The 21,296-nt window shown below is 68.8% G+C and carries 21 protein-coding genes; 14 read left to right on the top strand and 7 right to left on the bottom strand.

What is annotated here, in order from left to right; genetic code table 11:
- Positions 1 to 4: 4 nt before the first annotated feature.
- The 6 genes from ABD708_RS10445 to ABD708_RS10420 all read right to left on the bottom strand — a co-directional run bounded on the left by ABD708_RS10445 (position 5) and on the right by ABD708_RS10420 (position 7,029).
- A complete protein-coding gene (locus tag ABD708_RS10445; RefSeq protein WP_344754099.1) occupies positions 5 to 436 on the bottom strand; it encodes a cytidine deaminase in 432 nt (143 codons plus the stop codon).
- A complete protein-coding gene (locus ABD708_RS10440; protein WP_344754097.1) occupies positions 426 to 1,712 on the bottom strand; it encodes an ABC transporter permease in 1,287 nt (428 codons plus the stop codon). Before ABD708_RS10440 ends, ABD708_RS10445 begins: the two co-directional genes overlap by 11 nt.
- A gap of 3 nt (positions 1,713 to 1,715) precedes the next feature.
- On the bottom strand, positions 1,716 to 2,987 hold the full coding sequence (locus tag ABD708_RS10435; protein ID WP_344754095.1) for an ABC transporter permease: 1,272 nt from the start codon (positions 2,985 to 2,987) through the stop codon (positions 1,716 to 1,718).
- Positions 2,987 to 4,507 (bottom strand): ABC transporter ATP-binding protein, encoded by a 1,521-nt coding sequence (locus tag ABD708_RS10430; RefSeq protein WP_344754093.1) that lies wholly within the window; start codon positions 4,505 to 4,507, stop codon positions 2,987 to 2,989. The genes ABD708_RS10435 and ABD708_RS10430 overlap by 1 nt, the downstream gene beginning before the upstream one ends.
- Positions 4,508 to 4,683: 176 nt before the next feature.
- Positions 4,684 to 5,772, bottom strand: a complete 1,089-nt coding sequence (locus tag ABD708_RS10425; RefSeq protein ID WP_344754091.1) for a BMP family lipoprotein — start codon at positions 5,770 to 5,772, stop codon at positions 4,684 to 4,686.
- 132 nt (positions 5,773 to 5,904) lie between these two features.
- Entirely contained in the window at positions 5,905 to 7,029 is a 1,125-nt protein-coding gene (locus ABD708_RS10420; protein ID WP_344754089.1) for a mannose-1-phosphate guanylyltransferase, read from the bottom strand.
- A 110-nt stretch (positions 7,030 to 7,139) separates the two neighbouring features.
- Between ABD708_RS10420 and ABD708_RS10415 the strand changes: the two genes are divergently transcribed.
- From ABD708_RS10415 to ABD708_RS10350, 14 genes are all read left to right on the top strand, one after another.
- Complete coding sequence (locus ABD708_RS10415; RefSeq protein ID WP_344754087.1) at positions 7,140 to 8,273, top strand: glycosyltransferase family 4 protein; 1,134 nt, start codon at positions 7,140 to 7,142, stop codon at positions 8,271 to 8,273.
- A gap of 136 nt (positions 8,274 to 8,409) precedes the next feature.
- Positions 8,410 to 9,546 carry a magnesium and cobalt transport protein CorA gene (locus tag ABD708_RS10410; RefSeq protein ID WP_344754085.1) on the top strand — a complete coding sequence of 379 codons (1,137 nt, stop codon included), beginning with the start codon at positions 8,410 to 8,412 and terminating at the stop codon, positions 9,544 to 9,546.
- Positions 9,547 to 9,696: 150 nt separating this feature from the next.
- Positions 9,697 to 10,113, top strand: a complete 417-nt coding sequence (sdhC, locus tag ABD708_RS10405) for a succinate dehydrogenase, cytochrome b556 subunit (RefSeq protein ID WP_344754083.1) — start codon at positions 9,697 to 9,699, stop codon at positions 10,111 to 10,113.
- Positions 10,114 to 10,115: 2 nt separating this feature from the next.
- Entirely contained in the window at positions 10,116 to 10,547 is a 432-nt protein-coding gene (locus ABD708_RS10400) for a succinate dehydrogenase hydrophobic membrane anchor subunit (protein WP_344754081.1), read from the top strand.
- A gap of 23 nt (positions 10,548 to 10,570) precedes the next feature.
- Complete coding sequence (gene sdhA, locus ABD708_RS10395; RefSeq protein ID WP_344754079.1) at positions 10,571 to 12,367, top strand: succinate dehydrogenase flavoprotein subunit; 1,797 nt, start codon at positions 10,571 to 10,573, stop codon at positions 12,365 to 12,367.
- On the top strand, positions 12,367 to 13,122 hold the full coding sequence (locus ABD708_RS10390; protein ID WP_344754077.1) for a succinate dehydrogenase iron-sulfur subunit: 756 nt from the start codon (positions 12,367 to 12,369) through the stop codon (positions 13,120 to 13,122). Before sdhA ends, ABD708_RS10390 begins: the two co-directional genes overlap by 1 nt.
- Before the next feature lie 698 nt (positions 13,123 to 13,820).
- Positions 13,821 to 14,312: a hypothetical protein gene (locus ABD708_RS10385; protein ID WP_344754075.1), complete on the top strand. Its 492-nt coding sequence runs from the start codon at positions 13,821 to 13,823 to the stop codon at positions 14,310 to 14,312.
- A 178-nt stretch (positions 14,313 to 14,490) separates the two neighbouring features.
- On the top strand, positions 14,491 to 15,081 hold the full coding sequence (locus ABD708_RS10380) for a sulfite oxidase-like oxidoreductase (protein WP_344754073.1): 591 nt from the start codon (positions 14,491 to 14,493) through the stop codon (positions 15,079 to 15,081).
- Positions 15,078 to 15,833: a ferredoxin reductase gene (locus ABD708_RS10375; protein ID WP_344754071.1), complete on the top strand. Its 756-nt coding sequence runs from the start codon at positions 15,078 to 15,080 to the stop codon at positions 15,831 to 15,833. Before ABD708_RS10380 ends, ABD708_RS10375 begins: the two co-directional genes overlap by 4 nt.
- A 57-nt stretch (positions 15,834 to 15,890) precedes the next feature.
- On the top strand, positions 15,891 to 17,024 hold the full coding sequence (locus ABD708_RS10370; RefSeq protein ID WP_344754069.1) for a YihY/virulence factor BrkB family protein: 1,134 nt from the start codon (positions 15,891 to 15,893) through the stop codon (positions 17,022 to 17,024).
- Between the two features lie 46 nt (positions 17,025 to 17,070).
- Positions 17,071 to 17,913, top strand: a complete 843-nt coding sequence (locus tag ABD708_RS10365; protein WP_344754067.1) for an exodeoxyribonuclease III — start codon at positions 17,071 to 17,073, stop codon at positions 17,911 to 17,913.
- Positions 17,914 to 18,010: 97 nt separating this feature from the next.
- Complete coding sequence (gene trpS / locus ABD708_RS10360) at positions 18,011 to 19,018, top strand: tryptophan--tRNA ligase (protein WP_344754065.1); 1,008 nt, start codon at positions 18,011 to 18,013, stop codon at positions 19,016 to 19,018.
- Between the two features lie 143 nt (positions 19,019 to 19,161).
- Positions 19,162 to 19,764: a GNAT family N-acetyltransferase gene (locus ABD708_RS10355; RefSeq protein ID WP_344754063.1), complete on the top strand. Its 603-nt coding sequence runs from the start codon at positions 19,162 to 19,164 to the stop codon at positions 19,762 to 19,764.
- On the top strand, positions 19,761 to 20,498 hold the full coding sequence (locus ABD708_RS10350) for an HAD family hydrolase (protein WP_344754061.1): 738 nt from the start codon (positions 19,761 to 19,763) through the stop codon (positions 20,496 to 20,498). The genes ABD708_RS10355 and ABD708_RS10350 overlap by 4 nt, the downstream gene beginning before the upstream one ends.
- On the opposite strand, the gene pnuC is transcribed toward ABD708_RS10350, so the two are convergent.
- A complete protein-coding gene (gene pnuC, locus ABD708_RS10345; RefSeq protein ID WP_344754059.1) occupies positions 20,495 to 21,181 on the bottom strand; it encodes a nicotinamide riboside transporter PnuC in 687 nt (228 codons plus the stop codon). The genes ABD708_RS10350 and pnuC overlap by 4 nt on opposite strands.
- Positions 21,182 to 21,296: the final 115 nt, after the last annotated feature.

Here is a 21,296-nt window from a genome sequence, read left to right as displayed (position 1 = left end):
CTCCTCAGCCAGCGGAGTAGTCCGACAACGTGCGCGGCCCGAACGCGTCGGGCAGCACCTCGTCGATGGTGCGGATTCCGGAGACCGTCTCGAGAAGCATTCCCGGGGCGGAATGCTCGAAGAGCAGCTGCCGGCAGCGACCGCAGGGCATCAGCACGGCACCGTGCCCGTCGACGCAGGTGAAGGCGACGAGTCGGCCGCCGCCGCTCATCACCAGGTCGGAGACCAGCGAGCATTCGGCGCACAGCGTCACGCCGTACGACGCGTTCTCGATGTTCGCCCCGCGCACGGTGCGCCCGTCGTCGACGATCGCCGCGGCGCCGACGGGGAACTTGGAGTAGGGCGAGTAGCTCTTGCCCATGGCATCCGTCGCGACCGCGCGCAGCGCGTCCCAATCCACGGCGGGCACGGATGCCGGGCTGCCGTCACTTGACATACGGCGTCCCATCCGCGGCGGGGGCTCTCGATTTCCCGACCAGCCCGGCCACGGCGAAGATCGTCACGAGGTACGGCAGCATCAGCAGGAACTCGCTCGGCACGGGCGAGCCGATGATGCCGAGCGTGTTCTGCAGGTTCGTGGCGAAGCCGAACAGCAGGGCGGCGAGCGTCGCGCGAATCGGGTCCCAGCGGCCGAAGATGACCGCCGCGAGCGCGATATAGCCCTGGCCCGCCGTCATCTCCTTGGTGAACAGGCCGACCGAGCCGAGCGTGAAGAACGCGCCGCCGAGCCCGGCGATCGCGCCGGCGAGCGAGACGTTCCAGAACCGGGTGCCGTTCACGTTGATGCCGACGGTGTCGGCGGCCTTCGGGTGCTCGCCGACGGCCCGCACGCGCAGGCCCCACTTGGTGTGGAACAGGCCGTACCAGACGGCGGCGACCGCGACGTAGGCGATGTAGACGATGATCGAGTGGTCGAAGAACACGGGCCCGATGACGGGGATCTCCGACAGGCCCGGAATGGGCAGGTCGGGCAGCGTCATGCGCTTGTTCAAGTGCTCGGGGTCGGCGGCGAGCACCTTCGAGTAGCCGAAGTTCGTGAGACCGGTCACGAGCACGTTGATCACGACGCCGACGATCACCTGGTCGACGAGGTACTTGATCGCGAACGCCGCGAGGATGAAGGCCACGAGCACACCGGCGATCGCGGCCGCGACGAGTCCGAGCGTCATCGATCCGGTCGCCGAGGCGACGAGCGCCGAGCAGAACGCGCCGCCGAGCAGCTGCCCCTCGATCGCGACGTTGACCACGCCCGCGCGCTCGCCGATCACGCCGCCGAGGGCGCCGAAGACGAGCGGCACCGACAGGGTGACGGCGCCGAGCAGCAGCGAGGTGACCGGCAGCGGCCGGTCGCCCTGGGCCGCCCAGGCGAGGAATCCGACCATGAAGACGACCGCGAACAGCGCGGTGAACCACATCGGGACACGGATGCCGCGCGCGACGGCCGCCCAGCTGAGCAGCGCCATCACGACCGTGACGATCGCGAGCACGATGCCGACCGGCGCGGAGGCGACGGTCACATCGGGGATCCGGAAGAAGTCCTCGCTCTGACTGAAGCGGAACTCGGTGTGGCCGCTGCGCGCGAAGAAAATGAACAGCACGACGGCGCCGAGGGCGAAGACGCTGAGCGCGATCGGCACCTTCCAGCTGCGCACCTCGACCTTCTCGAGGACGATCGGCGACGCGTCGGGGACCGGAGCGGTTGCGGTGGTCACGGGCTAGGCCTCCTTCGCGACGGTACGGCGGCTGCGCCGCGGGGCGCCGCCGGGCTTCGGCAGCCCGAAGATGGCCCGCACGAGCGGCGGCGCGGCAATGAACAGCACGATGAGCGACTGCACGATGAGCACGATGTCGATGGGGATGTTGTTGGCCGCCTGCATGACGTAGCCGCCCGACTTCAAGGCGCCGAACAGCAGCCCCGCGATGAACACGCCGAGCGGCCGCGAACGGCCGAGCAGCGCAACGGTGATCGCATCGAAGCCGAGGCCCGCGTCGAAGCCCGACGAGAAGCCGCCGGGTGCCGTGGCGAGCACCTGGTTGACGCCGGCGAGGCCGACGAATCCGCCGGCGATCGCCATGCCGTAGATGTACATGCGCTCGACCCCGATGCCCGCGGTGCGCGCCGCGCTCGGGTTCTCGCCGACCGCGCGGAAGCGGAAGCCGAGGTTCGAGCGGCTCATCAGCCACCAGTACGCGAACGCGGCGGCGATCGCGAGCACGAAGGCCCAGGTCACGGTGTAGCGGATGCCGAACAGGCCCGGAAGCTGCGCCGCCGCGGGGATCGCGGGCGACTTCGGGTTGTTGGTGCCCGGCGCCTGCAGCGCCCCCGGGGTGCGCAGCAGGAACGAGATCAGATAGAACGCGATGTAGTTGAGCATGATCGTGACGATCACCTCGTGTGCGCCGGTCTGCGCCTTGAGCCAGCCAACGATGCCGGCCCACACCGCGCCGCCGACGATGCCGGCGAGGATCGCGACGATGAGCGCGAGCGGGAACGGCATCGGGAACGACCAGGCGACCCAGCCGGCGAACGCGCCGCCGATGAGGATCTGGCCCTGGCCGCCGATGTTGAACAGGCCGATGCGGAAGGCGAGCGCGATGCCGAGACCGCCGAAGATCAGCGGCGTCGCCGCGCTCAGGGTGTTCATGAGCGGCTGGATGCCGCTCGCGAAGGTGAACGCCCCCGTATTGAAGATCGCGCCCTGGAACAGCGAAGTGTAGGCGCCGCCCACGGCCGTCCAGATCGCCCGGAAGGTGTCGCCGGGGCGGGCGAAGAAGTAGCCGGAGGCGTGCTGCACGCCCGGGTCGGTCAGCGCGATCAGCACCGCCCCGGCGACGAGCGCCAGGAACACGGCGAGCACCGAGATCACGAAGCTGCCGCCCATGATGTCGCGCAGCGCCTGCTGGCCGCGGGTCGTGACAGGCGACGGAGTGGGGGCGGATGCCTGCTGTTCGGGTTCCGTCGTCTGCGGCTGCGTCGTCTCGCTCATCACGCAGCCTCCCCCGCGCTCTCGGGCGCCTCGCCCGCCATCATCAGGCCGAGCACCTCGCGCGGGGTGTCGCCGGGGACGATGCCGACGATGCCCCCGCGGTACATCACCGCGATGCGGTCGGCGAGCGCCACGACCTCGTCGAGCTCGGTGGAGACCACCACCACGGGAACGCCCTCGTCGCGGGTCGCGACGATGCGCTTGTGCACGAACTCGATCGAGCCGACGTCGAGGCCGCGGGTCGGCTGCGCGGCGACCAGCAGGCGCAGCTCGCGGGAGAGCTCGCGCGCGAGCACGACCTTCTGCTGGTTGCCCCCGGAGAGGCGGCCGACGTGCGTCTGGATCGACTGTGCGCGCACGTCGAACTCCTTCACCTTCTCTTCGGCGAAGGCGTTCAGCGTCTTCGTCTGCAGATTGGCGCCCCTCACGAACGGCGCTCCGGACGAGCGGTCGAGCATGAGGTTCTCGGCGATCGTGAACTCGCCGACGAGGCCGTCCTCGTTGCGGTCCTCCGGCACGAAGCCGACACCGGCGTCGAGCACCTGACGCACCCCCTTGCCGACGAGCTCGGTGCCGTCGAGGGTGATCGAGCCCTCGACGTGAGGCTGCAGCCCGAGCAGCGCCTCGGTGAGCTCGGTCTGGCCATTGCCCTGCACGCCGGCGACGGCGAGGATCTCGCCCTGGCGCACCTCGAAGCTGACGTCGTTGACGACCTTCTGGCCGAGCGCGTCGAGCACCGTGAGGCGGTCGACGACCAGTGCGGCATCCGCCGCCTTCGCCGGGTCCTTGTGGACCGTCAGCTCGACCGCGCGCCCCACCATGAGAGAGGCCAGCTCGGCGTTGCTCGCCGTGGGCGATGCCTCGCCGACGACCTTGCCGAGGCGGATGACGGTGATGCGGTCGGCGACCTCGCGCACCTCGCGCAGCTTGTGGGTGATGAAGACGATGCCCGTGCCCTGCTCCTTGAGCTGGCGCATGATGCCCATCAGCTCATCGGTCTCCTGCGGGGTGAGCACCGCGGTCGGCTCGTCGAAGACGAGCACCTGGGCGTCGCGGCTCAATGCCTTGATGATCTCGACGCGCTGCTGCACGCCGACGGGCAGCTGCTCGACGATCGCGTCGGGGTCGACGTCGAAGCCGAAGCGCCGGGAGATCTCGCGCACCTTCGCGCGGGCGGCGGGCAGGTCGAGCCGCCCGAGGCCCTTGGTCTGCTCGTGGCCGAGCATGACGTTCTCGGCGACCGTGAACACCGGCACGAGCATGAAGTGCTGGTGCACCATGCCGATGCCCGCCTTCATCGCGTCGCCGGGGCCTGCGAAGTGCTGGACGGCGTCGTCCAGCAGGATCTCGCCTTCGTCGGCCTGGTACAGCCCGTAGAGCACGTTCATCAGGGTGGACTTGCCCGCGCCGTTCTCACCGAGCAGGCAGTGCACCTCACCGGGTTCGACGGTGAGCGAGATGTGGTCGTTGGCGGTGAGGCTGCCGAAGCGCTTGGTGATGCCCTTGAGCTCGAGCTTCATACGGGAAACGCTACCTTTCAGCGCTTGTTTGGCGCGACGGTCCCCGCCCGTCGCGCCGCGGTTGGTTTCGCGACGCGATGCGTTCGGCGGCGATCAAGTCGCCGCCTCGTAGAGCGGGTTACGAAGCGGCCGGCCGGGGAGATCGTCCCCGGCCGGCCGATTCACTGCTGAGACGATCAGCTCTTGGGCGATGCCGGCGAGGTGACCGTGATCGACCCGTCGATGATTCCCGCCTTGATCTTGTCGATCTCGCCCTGCAGACCCGGGTCCACCTTCGACGCGAAGTCGTGGAACGGGGCGAGGCCGACGCCGTTGTTCTTCAGGGTGCCGACGTAGGGCGTGTTGCTGAACTTGCCGTCCGCAGCCGCCTTCACGACCGCCTGGACCGAGGGGTCGATACCCTTCTGGACCGAGGTGAGCAGGATGCTGCGCACCGACGGGTCGGTGTTGTAGACATCCGCGTCGACCCCGATCATGGCGATCGACTTGCCCGAGTTCTTGATCGCCGTGGCAGCCGACTGGTAGATCGGGCCGCCGACGGGCATGATCACGTCAGCGCCCTGGTCGATGATGCCCTGGGCCGTGTTCTGCGCGGTGTCGTTCGCGTCGAAGCCGCCCGTGAAGGACCCCTTCTGGCTGTCGACGTTCCAGCCGACGACCTTGACGTCCTTGTTCTTCTGCTTGTTGTAGTACGCGACACCGTCGGCGAAGCCGTCCATGAAGATCGTGACGGTCGGGATCTGCTGGCCGCCGAAGGTGCCGACGACGCCGGACTTCGAGTAGCTCGCCGCCGCGTAGCCGCCGAGGAAGGCCGCCTGCGCGGTGTCGAAGATGATCGGCTGCACGTTGTCGGCGGTGATCGAGTTGTCGTCGATGATCGCGAACTTGGTGTCGGGGTTCTGCGCCGCAGCCGCCTTGGTCGCGTCGGCAAGGTTGAAGCCGACCGTGATGATCAGGTTGCAGTTCTGCGACACCATGCTCGAGATGTTCGGCGCGTAGTCGGCATCCGTCTTCGACTCGGCCTTCTTGTACTCGACGCCCAAAGACTTCGACGCGCTGACGAGGCCGTTGTAGCCCAGCTCGTTGAACGAGTGGTCGTCGAAGCCGCCCGAGTCCGAGATCATGCAGGGCAGGAAATCGCTCTTCTTGGCGCTGGTCGAGCCGTCACCGGAGGTGGACGGCGCCTGGGCGCATCCGGCGAGCAGCGCGACGCCGCTCGCTACGGCGATCGCCGAGACGATCACCTTCCGTGCTGTGTTCTTCACTTTTTACCCCTCCACAGGAATTGCAGGGTGCTCGCGCGTGTGCGTACGCGTGCACCTCACGAAGTTACTTGACCCGCGAGTGCCCGATTGACCAAGACCGCACTTCTTAATCCGGCCGTTACATCTCCGGGCTCAGAGCACGTCCGTGGATCCCTGCAGCTTCAGCGCATCCACCACGGACTTCACGCGCTGGGCGTTCTCGGTGGTCGTGACGAGAAGCGCGTCCGGGGTGTCGACCACGACGATGTCCTTCACGCCGATCAGGCTGATGATGCGCTTCGACTGGCTCACGACGATCCCGCTCGACGCGTCGGCGAGCACGCGGGCGTTCTCGCCCAGAATCGCGAGGTCGGCCTTGCGGCCGCCCGAGTTCACTTTGGCGAGGGACGCGAAGTCCCCGACGTCGTCCCACCGGAACTGGCCGGGCACGACCGCCATTCTGCCCTCGGCCGCGGCGGGCTCTGCGACCGAGTAGTCGATCGCGACCTTCTCGAGGCGGGGCCAGATGCGGTCGACCGCCGGCCCGCGCGTGGCCGGGTCGTCCCATGCCGCGGCGAGCTCGCGAAGCTGCTGGTGCAGTTCGGGCTTCGTCTTCGCGAGCTCGCCCAGCAGCACATCGGCGCGCGACACGAACATGCTCGCGTTCCAGAGGTACCCGCCGTCGCGCAGGTAGCCGCGTGCGGTCGCGAGGTCGGGCTTCTCGACGAAGGACTCGACGGCGCGGGCGGTCGGCGCCCCCTCCACCTCGAGCGACGGACCCTGCTTGATGTAGCCGAAGCCGACGGCGGGCTCGGTCGGGCGGATTCCGACCGTCGCGATGTAGCCCGCGTCGGCGACGCGGACCGCTTCGCGGACGGCGCTCTCGAACAGGCTCAGGTGGCCGATGATGTGATCGGCGGCGAAGGAGCCGATGATGACGTCGGGCTCTCGGTGCTGCAGGATCGCGGCGGCGAGGCAGATCGCCACGGTGGAGTCGCGCGGGTCGGCCTCGAGCACGATGTTCGCATCACGCAGATCAGGCAGCTGCTCCTCGACGGCAGCGCGGTGGGCTCGCCCCGTGACGACCATGATGCGGTCCTTGCCCGACAGGGGCGCGAGCCGATCCCACGTGTCGCGCAGCAGGCTGTGGCCGCTGCCGCTCAGGTCGTGGAGGAATTTCGGCGCAACGGCGCGGGAGAGCGGCCAGAGCCGCGAGCCGATTCCCCCGGCGGGGATCACGGCGTGGAAACGGGACAGGGCGTCGCTCGAGCCGGCCATGCGGCACAGCCTATGTGCGGAGCCGTGGGGCCGCGAAGTTACACCGGTGTGCTTTTGCGGTTCACAGGGGGTTCACCGTGCCGCCACGCGGCTTCCTTAATTTCGGGAGCATGCGGGTAGCTGTGGTCAGCGAGAGCTTTCTTCCCACGGTCAACGGCGTCACCACGAGCGTGTGCCGGGTCCTCGAGCAGCTCGCCGAGGCCGGGCACGACGCGATGGTGATCAGCCCGGCTGCGGCGAAGGTCCCGACCAGTTACGCCGGATTCCCGGTGCACACCGTGCCCGCGATGGCCTACCGTCAGTTCCCCGTCGGCCTGCCGAACCCGCAGGTGGCGCGCCTGCTGGCCGATTTCCGGCCTGACGTCGTGCACGCGGCGAGCCCGTTCCTGCTCGGCGCGCAGGCCATCACTGCGGCGAGCAGGCTCGGGGTGGCATCCGTCGCCATCTATCAGACGGATGTCGCCGGCTACGCCCGCCGCAACCGACTCGGTCTCGCCGTGAACGCGGCATGGCGCCTGCTCAAGTGGGTGCACGAGGGCGCGACCCTGACGCTCGCCCCGTCGACCTCGTCGCTGGCCGACCTCGAGGCGGCCGGCATCGAGCGCCTCGCCCGCTGGGGCCGCGGTGTCGATCTCGAGCGCTATCACCCCAACAACCGCATGTCACCGCTCGCGCGGCGGTATCGCGAATTCCTCTCGCCGAACGGCGAGGTCGTCGTCGGCTACATCGGCCGCATCGCGCCGGAGAAGCAGGTGGAGCGGCTGCGCTGCCTGCGCGGCATCCCCGGCATGCGCGTCGCCGTGGTGGGCGACGGGCCCGCGATGCCCGCCGTGCAGAAGGCGCTGCGGCCACTGCCCGTGACGTACCTCGGCCGGCTCTCGGGCGAGGAGCTCGCCGCCGCCTACGCCGCGCTCGACGTGTTCGTGCACACCGGCGAGGAGGAGACCTTCGGCCAGACGGTGCAGGAGGCGCATGCGTCCGGCCTGCCGGTCGTCGCCCCGGCGGCAGGCGGCCCGCTCGACCTCGTCGAGTACGGCACGGACGGGTTCCTGTTCCGCGATGACTACGAGCTGCGCACCCAGGTGCGCGCCCTCGTCGGCGACGGCGCGCTGCGGCTGCGGATGGGCGAGGCCGGGCGCCGTGCCGTGCTCGACCGCTCATGGGCGGCGATCTGCGAGGAGCTGTTCGCGCACTACGAGGCGGCGATCGCCGAGGTGCGCCGCCCGGCTCCCGTGTCCGCATAGCCCGCGGGGGTACCCTTCTCGGTTGGGCCGCACGTCGGACCCAGCCATAGCGACGCGGCGGCGTGTACGTCGCGTCGCGTAGCGACTCGCGCCGGGCAAGGACCGGCGCGATATAGACGCCGGGAGGTGTAGAGCTATGGCCCAGCGCAGACTCCGTGTCCTGCCGCCGATGCCGTTCGTCAACCGTCGGAACGCCCCGTCGAGTCCCGCGGCCCCGAGCACGGCGCCCACCCCGACGAGACCCGGCCGCCGCACCATCGTCGACTCGGCGATCTACCTCGACGGCATCCGCGTCGCCTCCCCCACCTCGCTCGCCGAGACGTTCCGCGCGCTGCACGAGACCCCGGGCGGCATGGCGTGGATCGGGCTGTACCGGCCGTCGCAGGCCGAGATCCACTCGCTCGCCGAGGAGTTCGACCTGCACGAGCTCGCCGTCGAGGACGCGATCGCCGCGCATCAGCGCCCCAAGCTCGAGCGCTACGACGACACGCTCTTCGTCGTGCTGCGCGCGGCCGACTACCTCGACGTGCCCGAGGAAGTCGCCTTCGGCGAGCTGCACGTCTTCGTCGGCGCGAACTTCGTGATCACGGTGCGGCACAGCGAGTCGCCAGACCTGTCGCATGTGCGCCGCCGCATGGAGGCCGACCCCGAGCTGCTCGCGATGGGCACGCAGGCCGTCCTCTTCGCGATCATCGACACGGTCGTCGACGAGTACGCCCCCGTCGTGGCCGGCCTCGCCAACGACATCGACGAGATCGAGAGCCAGGTCTTCGACAGCCAGGACGCCCAGGTGTCGCGGCGCATCTACGAGCTGTCGAGCGAGGTGATCGACTTCCAGCGGGCGATCCACCCGCTCGCCACCGTGGTCGACAATCTGCAGGCGGGCTCCGAGAAGTACCACGTCAACGAGGAACTGCAGCGCAATCTGCGCGACGTCGCCGACCACCTGACGGTGGTCAATGAGCGGGTCGACGGATTCCGCTCGATGCTGCGCGACATCCTGACGGTCAACGCGACCCTGGTCAGCGAGCGGCAGAACGCCCGCATGCAGGCGCTGTCGGAGCTCAGCCACCAGCAGGGCGAGGACACGAAGAGGATCTCGGCCTGGGCGGCGATCCTGTTCGCGCCGACGCTCATCGCGAGCATCTACGGCATGAACTTCACGGACATGCCCGAGCTCCACTGGGCGCTCGGCTACCCCTTCGCGGTGCTGCTGATGTTCGTCCTCGGCTTCGGCCTGTACTTCTGGTTCCGGAAGCGGAACTGGTTGTAAGAGGCGCCGGTCCCTGGCATCCGATTTGTCTTGATGTCGAGATAAATTAGGGTGGCCTTACTGACGGTCGCCGGGGCTCGCACCATAGACTGAGGCCGCAGAAGACGGATGCGTCGCAGCATCTGTTCGCACAGCCAGGGAGGGTTGTCAGTGTCAAGCCAGACGATCGATGCCCCCAAGCCGAGGCCCTCTCGGCTGGGCGGAACGCTCTATCGGGGCCGCGAGGGCATGTGGTCGTGGGTGCTGCACCGCATCACCGGCGTCGCGATCTTCTTCTTCCTGCTCGTACACGTGCTCGACTCGGTCGTGCTGAACATCTCGCCCGAGGCGTACAACGCCGTCATCGGCACCTACAAGAACACGCTGCTCGGCATCGGTGAGATCGGCCTGGTCGCAGCCATCTGCTTCCACGCCATCAACGGCCTGCGCATCATCGCCGTCGATCTTTCGGCCTGGGCCGCCCGGAACCAGCGCCTGCTGTTCTGGATCGTCGTGATCATCTGGGCGATCCTTCTGGCCGGCTTCGTGCCGACGCAGCTTTACCACATGAGCCAGGAGGTGCACTAGCCATGTCGGCCACCATCGAAAGCCCGCGCACCCCGGTGTCGCCGCGCAAGAAGAGCCGCACCAACTGGGAGAAGTGGGGCTGGATCTACATGCGGGTCTCGGGCGTCGTGCTCGTGATCCTGATCTTCGGCCACCTCTTCGTGAACCTCGTCGCCGGCCAGGGCATCGCCGCCATCGACTGGGCGTTCGTCGCCGGCAAGTGGGCGAACCCGTTCTGGCGCATCTGGGACGGGCTGATGCTCTGGCTCGCCCTCATCCACGGCGGCAACGGCATGCGCACCCTGGTCAACGACTACGCGCACAACGTCACGGTCAACCGCGTGCTGAAGTGGGCGATCCTGCTCGCCGTCGTGATCCTGATCATCCTCGGCACCTACACGGTCACGGCGTTCGACCCGTGCCCGACCGACCCTTCCTTGAGCTTCTGCAAGTAGAGAACCGAACAGAGAACGAGAACGTGACCGGAGTCCATCACCACCAGTTCGACATCGTGATCATCGGCGCGGGCGGCGCAGGCATGCGCGCCGCGATCGCCGCGGCTGAGGAATCCCAGGGCACGTCTGTCAGCGTCGGCGTGATCACCAAGCTGTACCCGACGCGCTCGCACACCGGCGCCGCCCAGGGCGGCATGGCCGCAGCGCTCGCGAACGTCGAAGAGGACAACGCCGAGTGGCACACCTACGACACGATCAAGGGCGGCGACTATCTCGTCGACCAGGATGCCGCGCAGATCCTCGCCAAAGAGGCGATCGACGCGGTCATCGACCTCGAGAACATGGGCCTGCCGTTCAACCGCACCCCTGAGGGCAAGATCGACCAGCGCCGCTTCGGCGGCCACACCCGTGACCACGGCAAGGCGCCGGTGCGCCGCGCCTGCTACGCGGCGGACCGCACGGGCCACATGATCCTGCAGACGCTGTTCCAGAACTGCGTCAAGTACGGGGTCAACTTCTTCAACGAGTACTACGCCCTCGACCTGCTCTACACCGAGGGCAAGGTCTCGGGCGTCGTCGCCTACGAGCTCGCCTCCGGCGAGCTGCATGTCTTCCAGGCCAAAGCCGTGATCTTCGCCACGGGCGGCTTCGGCAAGATGTTCAAGACGACGTCGAACGCCCACACGTTGACCGGCGACGGCGTCGGCATGGTCTGGCGCCGCGGCCTGCCCCTCGAGGACATGGAGTTCTTCCAGTTCCACCCGACCGGGCTCGCCGGCCTCGGCATCCTGCTCACCGAGGGCGCGCGCGGTGAAGGCGCGATCCTGCGCAACGCGAGCGGCGAGCGGTTCATGGAGCGCTATGCGCCCACCATCAAGGACCTCGCGCCCCGCGACATCGTCGCCCGCTGCATGGTGCAGGAGGTGCGCGAGGGGCGCGGCGCCGGCCCGAACAAGGACTACGTGCTGCTGGACTGCACCCACCTCGGCGCCGAGGTGCTCGAGACGAAGCTGCCGGACATCACCGAGTTCGCCCGCCTCTACCTCGGCATCGACCCTGTGGTCGAGCCCGTGCCCGTGATGCCGACCGCGCACTACGCGATGGGCGGCATCCCCACGAACAACAACGCCGAGGTGCTGCTCGACAACTCCACGCCTGTGCCCGGCCTGTACGCCGCGGGCGAGTGCGCCTGCGTGTCGGTGCACGGCTCGAACCGCCTCGGCACCAACTCGCTGCTCGACATCAACGTGTTCGGCAAGCGCGCCGGCCAGAACGCGGTCGCCTACGTGCAGGGCGTCGACTTCACGCCGCTTCCGGAGGATCCGGCTGCGGGCGTGCGCGCCCTCGTCGACCAGGTGAAGGCGGCCAGCGGCTCCGAGAGCATCGCCACCCTGCGCAAGACCCTGCAGGAGAACATGGACGACAAGGCGCAGGTGTACCGCACGGCGGACTCCCTGCGCGAGATGCTGCACATCATCCACGACCTGCGCCAGCGCTACAAGAACATCGGAATCCACGACCGCGGCTCGCGCTACAACACCGACCTGCTCGAGGCGATCGAGCTCGGCTTCCTGCTCGACCTCGCCGAGGTCGTCGTGTACTCGGCCATGAACCGCGAGGAGTCCCGCGGCGGGCACATGCGCGAAGACTTCCAGACGCGCGACGACGAGAACTGGATGAAGCACACGATGGCCTACCTGACCGGCGACGCCACCTCGCCCGACCCGGAAGACCACATCAAGCTCGACTACAAGCCCGTGGTGTTCGTGAAGGGCGACGACGGCGAGCTGCTGTACCCGCCGATGGAGAGGAAGTACTGATGTCGACTGCAACCGAGACCCCGAGCGCCGCGCCGGCGGTCGATGTCACGCTGGTCACCGTCATCATCCGGCGCTTCGACCCCGAGGTCGACAGCGAGCCGCGCTGGGTCGACTACGACGTCGAGGTGTACTCGACCGACCGCGTGCTCGATGTGCTGCACAAGATCAAGTGGGAGCAGGACGGCTCGCTCTCGTTCCGCCGCTCGTGCGCGCATGGTGTCTGCGGCTCCGACGCGATGCGCATCAACGGCCGCAACCGCCTCGCCTGCAAGACGCTGATGAAGGACCTCGACCTGTCGAAGCCGGTCTACGTCGAGGCGATCAAGGGCCTGCCCCTCGAGAAGGACCTGATCGTCAACATGGACCCGTTCTTCGAGTCCTTCCGCGAGGTCCAGCCGTTCCTGCAGTCGCACCAGCCGAAGCACGAGGGCAAGGAGCGCCTGCAGTCGGCAGCCGACCGTGAGCGCTTCGACGACACCACCAAGTGCATCCTGTGCGCGGCGTGCACCACCTCGTGCCCTGTGTTCTGGACCGACGGGCAGTACTTCGGCCCAGCCGCGATCGTGAACGCGCACCGCTTCATCTTCGACTCGCGCGACGACGAGTCCCAGGTGCGGCTGGACATTCTGAATGACAAGGAGGGCGTGTGGCGCTGCCGCACGACCTTCAACTGCACCGAGGCGTGCCCCCGCGGCATCCAGATCACCCAGGCGATCGCCGAGGTGAAGCAGGCCGTGATTCGCGGCCGTCGGTAGGTCGCCGCTGGTAGCAGCCGACTCCCTGCCCGGCTGCACGTCTGCCCCTGCGCAAAACTCAGGGAAATCCGCGTTGCGGCGTTTGCCGTTCCGCGGGATTACGGGGTGCCGGCAGCGAGAACTGCCGGTTGGCCCTGCGTATTGCGTCGGGCCAACCGGCAGATGCGCCCGGGTTGGAGCCGCGGCACGAGCGTGATCCGGCGGGCACTCCCCCAGCACAGGTGCTGATACGGCTCAGCTGTCCACATTCCGGGGACTGACGCAAACGGTGCGCCCAGCACGCCTGCGACGTTGGTGTCGTGGGGTCGTGGCAGGACGTATTCGACGCGTACGGGATGCCCGTGCTGCACCGCGACGAACTGCTCGCCGCAGGCGCAACGGGCCGCTCCCTCACGACGGCCGTGAAGCTCGGCTTCCTGACGAGACTCCGAAACGGGCACTACTGCCTACCGGGCTGCGATCCGCACGTGCAACGCGCGGTCAGAATCGGCGGAGTTCTCGGGTGCGTCTCAGCGCTCAGCAGCTACGGAGTATTCGCGTACGACTCGAGTCGTACGCACCTTCACGTCGACGACAGCATGTCGCGGCTTCGCTCGCCCGCGCGACAGCGTGTGCCCCTGACCCCGCGGAATCGGCAGGGTGCCGTGCTCCACTGGTCGACGGAGCTCCTCGATCCAGACAACGCGGAGCGCCACCGGGTGAGCCTCGTCGACGCGCTGTATCAGTCGCTTCTCTGCCAGCATCCCTGGCACGCGCTGGCATCGATCGACAACGCCCTGCATCTCGGCCTCATCGGCGAAGAACACGTCCGTGCGATCTTCCGGCGCACGCCGCGCCGGCTCGCGTACCTCGAAGCGCTCGTCGACGGTCGCGCCGAAGCAGGCCAGGAAACCGTCCTGCGCATGCTGGTCGTCGGCCTCGGCCTGCCCTACGAGCTCCAGGTCGTGTTCGACGACGTCGGTCGGGTCGACATCCTTGTCGCAGGTTGCCTGGTGCTTGAGGCGGACAGCCGCGAGGCCCACGAGGGCTGGGAGCCGCACATCAAAGATCGCGGGCGCGACTTGGCACTCGCGAAGCAGGGCCTCGCGTCCCTGCGCCCCGCCTACCAGCACACCATGAAGCAGCCCGACCTCGTGCGAGACGCCATCTGGGGGCTGGTGACCCAGCAGCAGGCCTTCATCCTGCGCTGAGTCCCGGCCGCCGGACGGACCCGCGAGCCGGCTCTTCGAGTCAGGCGTGCGCAAAACTCAGGGGCGACTTCCTGAAATAGCCCCACGAGGCCTGTTTTCCTCGACCTCTGCCGATCCGCCCCGGAGTTTTGCGCAAGGGGCCGTAGACGACCGCGGTGCAGCCCCCTAGTCTCAGCCCATGGCGCTCATCTCGTCCGGCTTCCTGGGCCGTCGCCGCAGCGACCCGTCGCTGCCACCCGGTCAGTATCTGACCGAATCGTTCCCGGTGCTCTCGGCGGGGCCGACGCCCCGCATCCCCCTCGAGCAGTGGACGTTCACGCTGAACCTCGGCCGCGGCGACACCAAGGTCTGGACCTGGTCGGAGTTCATGGCGCTCCCGCAGGAGGAGATCACGACCGACATCCACTGCGTGACCAGCTGGTCGAAGCTCGGCACGACGTGGCGCGGCGTCGCGATCGACACCCTCTTCGAGGGCATTGACCACGAGTTCGCGTACACGATGGCGCACTCCTACGGCGGCTACACGACGAACGTGCCGCTCGCCGATCTGCTGGGCGGCAAGGCGTGGGTCGCGTGGGAGTTCGACGGCAAGCCGCTCGCCGCAGAACACGGCGGCCCCGCCCGGCTGCTCGTGCCGCACCTGTACTTCTGGAAGTCGGCGAAGTGGGTGAGCGGACTCGAGCTGATCCCCAACGACCAGCCCGGCTTCTGGGAGTCCAACGGCTACCACCTGCGCGGCGACCCCTGGCTCGAGCAGCGCTACTGGTGAGCGATGAGCAGCACCGCGCGGCGAACACCTGGCGGGTCGCCGACGTCATCGACGCACATTTTGAAACGGATGCCGCAGCCGAAGGCGCCGCCCGCACTCTGAGGCTGCGCGCGCCCGGGCTCGGCACCGAGCTCGCCGGGCAGCACATCGACATCCGCCTCACGGCCCCCGACGGCTACACGGCGCAGCGCTCCTACTCGCTGGCGCTCGCCGGGAGCGGCGACGAGGCCGAGATCACGGTCGAGGAGCTCGCCGACGGCGAGGTGAGCCCCTACCTGGTGCGCGGCGTCGCGGTCGGCGATCAGCTCGAGGTGCGCGGGCCGGTCGGGGGCTGGTTCGTGTGGCATCCGTCTGATCCTTCGCCCGTCGTGCTGATCGCGGGCGGCTCAGGGATCGTGCCGCTGATGGCGATGGCCCGCAGGCACCGGGTGCTCGCTAGCACGGTGCCGTTCACGCTGCTGTACTCGGTGCGCTCCCCCGACCGGGTGATCTACGGCGAGGAACTGCACGAGCTGGCATCCGATCACACCGCTCCCTTCGAGCTGATGCTGTTCTACACGCGCGAGGCGCCGCCCGAGTCGACGCGGGCGCCCGGCCGGCTGACGCGCGACGAGGTCGCGATGGCGGCGATGGACGAGGACGTGCGCTTCTTCATCTGCGGTCCGACCGCATTCGTCGAGACGGTCGCCGACCGCCTCATCGACGACGGTTTCGACCCCGACCGGATCAAGACGGAGCGCTTCGGCGGCTGACCAGCGGCGCGGCGCGGGGCCTCCCGAATGCCGCCGCCCCTTGCCAAAATGGCGAGCATGACCGAGCGCGACTCCCCCGCAACCGCGGTGGAGCAGGTCAAAGAGGTCGTCGACCGCGCCCAGCGGCTGCGGCCCGCGCGGGTCTTCCAGCACTACGCGAGCGCCAACGGCCCACTGCTCGCGGCCGGCATGGCCTATCAGTCGCTCTTCGCGCTCTTCGCCGCCGTGTGGGTTGGCTTCTCGATCGCCGGTATCTGGGTACGGTCGAACGAGTTGCTCTACGACCAGCTGATCAGACTGGTGAACCAGGCCGTGCCGAACCTGATCGGCGACGGCGGCGCGATCTCGACGAGAACGCTCGACGCCGCCAACCTGGCACTCACGTACACGGCGGTCATCGCGTTCGCGGCACTCGTGTGGACGGCGCTCGGCTGGCTGTCGTCGACCCGCACGGCGATCCGCACGATCTTCGGCGTCGGCAACGACAAGCGGAACTTCTTCGTGCAGCGCTCGATCGACGCGGTGCAGGCGATCGCGTTCGGCGTGGGCCTGATCGTCTCGGCACTGATCGCGCTCCTCACCACGCAGGTGCTCGATCTGATCCTGCTCGAGCTGGGCTTCGACGGCTCGTCGCCGATGTCGCAGATCGGCGTCTACGCCGTCACGGTCATCGTCTCGCTGCTGATCAACTTCGGCACCCTCGCCGCGATGTACCGGGTGCTGTCGCGCCTGTACATCCCGTGGCGCAACCTGCTCGTGGGCGCGGGCGTAGGCGCGGTCGCTCTGTCGGCGCTCAGCCAGGCGAGCAGCCTGCTGCTGCGGGGCGCGTCACGGAACCCGGCGCTCGCAGGCTTCGCCGGTTTCGTCGCGCTGTTGCTGTGGTTCAACTTCGTCTGCCAGGTCATCTTGATCGCGGCATCCTGGATCGCCGTCGGCATGGAGGACCGCGGTCTCTCCGCCCGCCGGATGTCTGCGGAGGAGGCGGCCCGCGAGCGTCTGCGGCAGGAGTACGAGCGCGACCTCGAAGAGGCCCGGCGCGCGGTGCGCACGGCGAACGAGGTCTATGAGCGCGTCACCGGGTGGCGACGGCGCCGCAGCGCGCGCCGCCTGCTGCTGCGCGCGCTGCGTCATCTGCGCGTCGTCACGGCCAACGACCCCGATCGCGGGCAGAAGGCGCGGCCGGATGCCTGAACCGTGCGGCCCCGTCGATGTCAGACGCCCCGGCTAGGCTCTTGTCATGGCGAAATCCACCCGGCTGCGCATCGCGAGCGTCAATGTCAACGGCATCCGTGCCGCCTATCGCAAGGGCATGGCCGACTGGGTGAACAGCCGCGGCGCCGACATCATCGCGATCCAAGAGGTGCGCGCGACCGTCGACGATCTGTCGGGGCTGCTCGGGCCCGAGTGGAACATCCTGCACGACGAGGCCACCGCGAAAGGCCGGGCGGGCGTCGCGCTCGCAAGCAGGAACAAGGCCGAGATCCACCGCGTGACCTTCGGCGACGACGACTTCGACTCGGCCGGCCGCTGGCTCGAAGCCGACTACGACGTCGACGGCACGATCGTGACGGTCGTGTCGACCTACGTGCACTCCGGCGAGGTCGACACCCCGAAGCAGGTCGAGAAGTACAAGTTCTTGGACGCGCTGCTGAAGCGGCTGCCCGAGCTGCGCGAGCACAACAAGCTGTCGGTGTTCATGGGCGACCTCAACGTCGGCCACCGCACGCTCGACATCAAGAACTGGCGCGGCAACGTGAAGCGCGCCGGGTTCCTGCCCGAAGAGCGCACATACTTCGACAAGATCTTCGGCGCCGAAGATGAAGAGGGCTACAACACCGGCAAGGCCGGCCTCGGCTGGATCGACCTCGGCCGCAAGTTCGCCGGCGAGGTCGAGGGGCCGTACACGTGGTGGTCGAACCGCGGCCAGGCCTTCGACAACGACACCGGCTGGCGTATCGACTACCAGGTCGCGACGCCCGAGCTGGCAGCGAAGGCCACGGCGTATGCGGTCGACCGTTACCCCAGCTACGACGCCCGCTGGTCCGACCACGCGCCGATCGTCGTCGACTACCAGCTGTAGAGATCATTTCGAGACGGATGCCGGCGGCATCCTCCTCAATGATCGGAACCGCCTCGAGGCATCCGTCTCGAAGCCCTCGAAATCTCAAGGAACACGCATGACCAAGCCCCGCCTCTATTCGGGAATCCAGCCCTCGAGCGATTCTCTGCACCTCGGCAACTACGTCGGGGCGCTGCTGCAGTGGCGCCGCATGCAGGACGAGTACGACGCGTTCTTCTCGATCGTCGACCTGCACGCGCTGACGAACGCCGCGTTCGACCCGAAGACGCTGGCCGCGGCCTCGCGCGGGCTCGCCGCACAGTACCTCGCCGCCGGCGTCGAGCCAGGGAAGTCGACGCTGTACGTGCAGTCGCACGTGCCCGCGCACGCGCAGCTCGCCTGGGTGCTGAACACCATCACGGGGTTCGGCGAGGCGAGCCGCATGACTCAGTTCAAGGACAAGTCGCAGCGCTTCGGGGCCGAGGGCACCACGGTCGGGCTGTTCGACTACCCCGTGCTGATGGCAGCCGACATCCTGCTGTTCGACGCCGAGGTCGTGCCCGTCGGCGACGACCAGAAGCAGCACATCGAGCTGACGCGAAACCTCGCCGAGCGCTTCAACGCGCGCTTCGGCGAGGTGTTCACGGTTCCGGCGGGCAGCTACCCGGAAGAGGGCGCGCGCATCTACGACCTGCAGGAGCCGACGTCGAAGATGTCGAAGTCCGCCGCGACGGACGCCGGGCTGATCTGGGTGCTCGACGAGCCCTCCGTCACCCGCAAGAAGATCATGCGCGCCGTCACCGACACCGGTGCAGAGGTGCGCTACGACTGGGGCACGAAGCCGGGCGTCACGAACCTGCTCGAGATCTACACGGCGATCACCGGGGTGTCGGTCGCGGCCGCCGAGACGGAATTCGCGGGGAAGGGCTACGGCGATTTCAAGCGCACCGTGGCCGACGCCGTGATCGCCGAGCTCGAGCCGGTGCGGGCGCGCGCGCTCGAGCTGCTCGCCGACCCGGCCGAGCTCGACCGACTGCTGGCGTTGAACGCGGCGCGGGCGAGCGAGGTCGCCGAGGCGACGCTGAAGCGCGTCTACGACGCGGTCGGCATTCTGCCCAGGGGGTAGTTGCGCGGCAGGGTCCGGCCGCGTGCCCGAGAAGTGCGGCGATGTCGTGTCGCCTCAATTGAGACGACATTTCAGCACTTCTCGAGGGCGGCAGACGGCGGTACGGGCGGCGACACGGCACCGAGGCCGGATAGCGTGGTGGCGTGGAACCGGTCACGCTGCGCAGTGAGAGACTCGTGCTCTCAATTCCGACCCTCGACGATGCGGAGCGCGTGTTCGAGTACTGCCAGGACCCGCTCTTCGAGACGTACCTCTCGACGCCGTGGCCGTACCACCGCTCCGATGCTGAGCACTTCCTCGGGGAGATCGTGCCCTCCGGGTGGAGGCTCGGGCGCGAGCACATCTGGGCGCTGCGCGAGCACGACGACGGCCCGCTGCTCGGCGTCGTCGGTCTCCACCGTCGGCGCGCCGACGACCCCGGCTCGCTCGACGTGGGGTACTGGCTCGGCGCACCGCACCGCGGCCACGGCTACATGGCCGAGGCCGTCCGGGCGGCGGTCGCGTGGGCGTTCGAGAACGCCGTGGCGGTGACCGTGCACTGGGAGTGCGCCGTCGGGAACATCGCCTCCGCGCGCACCGCGCGAGCGGCCGGGTTCCGCTTCACGGGCATCGGCCCGTCTCAGGTGGCAACGCGGGACGGCGGGCACCCCGATCACTGGCACGGCCGGCGCTTGGCGGGCGACGTGGACGGCACTCCCGCCTACCTTGCGTGGCCCGCAGAGGTGACTGGGGAGCCCGCCGCGTGAGCGCGCCGCGGGTCGTGCTGTTCGACCTCGACGCGACGCTGTTCGACCACCCGGGAGCGTTCCGGCGCGGCATCCTGGCCCATGTCACCGCCCTCGGCACGCCCTACGACGCCGTGCCCGCCGACGAGCTCGTGGCCGCCTGGCAGCAGGCGGAGGACCTGCATTTCGACCGCTACCTCGCCGGGGAGCTCGACTACGACGGCCAGCGGCGCGCCCGGGCCCGCGACTTCGTCGCGCGATTCGGCGCAGCGCCGCTGGCCGACGACGACGCGACCGCGTGGTTCGGCGGCTACTACGCCGCCTACCGCGACGCGTGGGCCGCCTATGACGACGTCCACGGCGCGCTCGACGCGCTCGAACTCGTGGTTCCGGGCGTGCGCTTCGGCATCATCACGAACGGCGAGCTCGCGCTGCAGCAGCGGAAGGTCGAGAAGATCGGGCTGGGCGCCCGCGTCGATCACGTCATCGCGTCGGGCGAGCTCGGCATCGCGAAACCCGACCCGCGGATCTTCGCTCACGCCGTCGAGCGCTTCGGCGCCCGCGCGGCGGAGGCGGTGTATGTCGGCGACCGGGTGCGCGTCGACGCGCTCGGGGCCGCAGCCGCGGGGCTCACCGGCGTGTGGATCGATCGCGACGAGCGCGGCTGGGGCACGGACGAGACGGATGCCGCCGCCGCAGGCATCCGTCGCATCGTGTCCCTCGCCGAGCTGCCGCAGCTGCTCGCCGCAGGCTAGGCAGACGCGAGCAGCGCCGCCTCGCGGGTGATGCGTGAGCGCTCGCGCCACCACACGAAGAAGCCGGTGAGGGTGAACACCCCGTAGAAGACGTACATCGCCGCCGAGGCGTAGTAGTGCGCACTGAACAGCAGCGGCACGCCGACCACATCGACGGCGACCCAGATGAGCCAGAACTCGACCCAGCCCTTGGCCATGCCGTAGGTGGCGAGCAGGGAGCCGACGAAGATCCAGGCATCCGACCAGACCGGCTCGTACGATCCGAGCGCGCGGAACAGCGGCGTGAGCACGGCCGTGCCGCCGATCATGCCGGCGATGAGTGCGATGCGCACGGGCCACGACGCCCAGCGCGGGGCGATCGCTCCCCCGCCGGCGCGGTGGCCGGTCTGCGTGTCGCGACGTGTCCAGCGCACCCAGCCGTAGACCGAGACGATGATGAACATCACCTGGCGCCCCGCCTGGCCGAGCAGGTTCACCGGGTTCGGGGTGTCGAAGACCGCGCCCAGGAACACCGTGAACAGCAGCGCGTTGCCGACGATTCCGACCGGCCAGGCCCACACCTTGCGGCGCATGCCGCCGAGCGCGCTCAGCAGGCCGAACAGGTTGCCGATCACCTCGCGCCACAGCACGACCTGATCGCCGAGGTGCAATTGGGCGTCGAACAGCCAGCGCAGGAGATCCACGGTCGATGATAACTAGCGGGCGCTGGCCGCCCATTCCCATGCCGGCCGTGCCGTCCGCGTCGGCTGCGCTGCGCTACGCATAAGGGCGTATTGCCGCCATCGCACGCCCGGCCGA

Source organism: Gryllotalpicola koreensis, from assembly GCF_039538185.1.
In the GTDB taxonomy this organism is placed as follows: Bacteria; Actinomycetota; Actinomycetes; order Actinomycetales; family Microbacteriaceae; genus Gryllotalpicola; species Gryllotalpicola koreensis.
The sequence above is the reverse complement of the archived record's forward strand: the minus strand, read 5'-3'. Positions and strand labels throughout refer to the sequence as shown.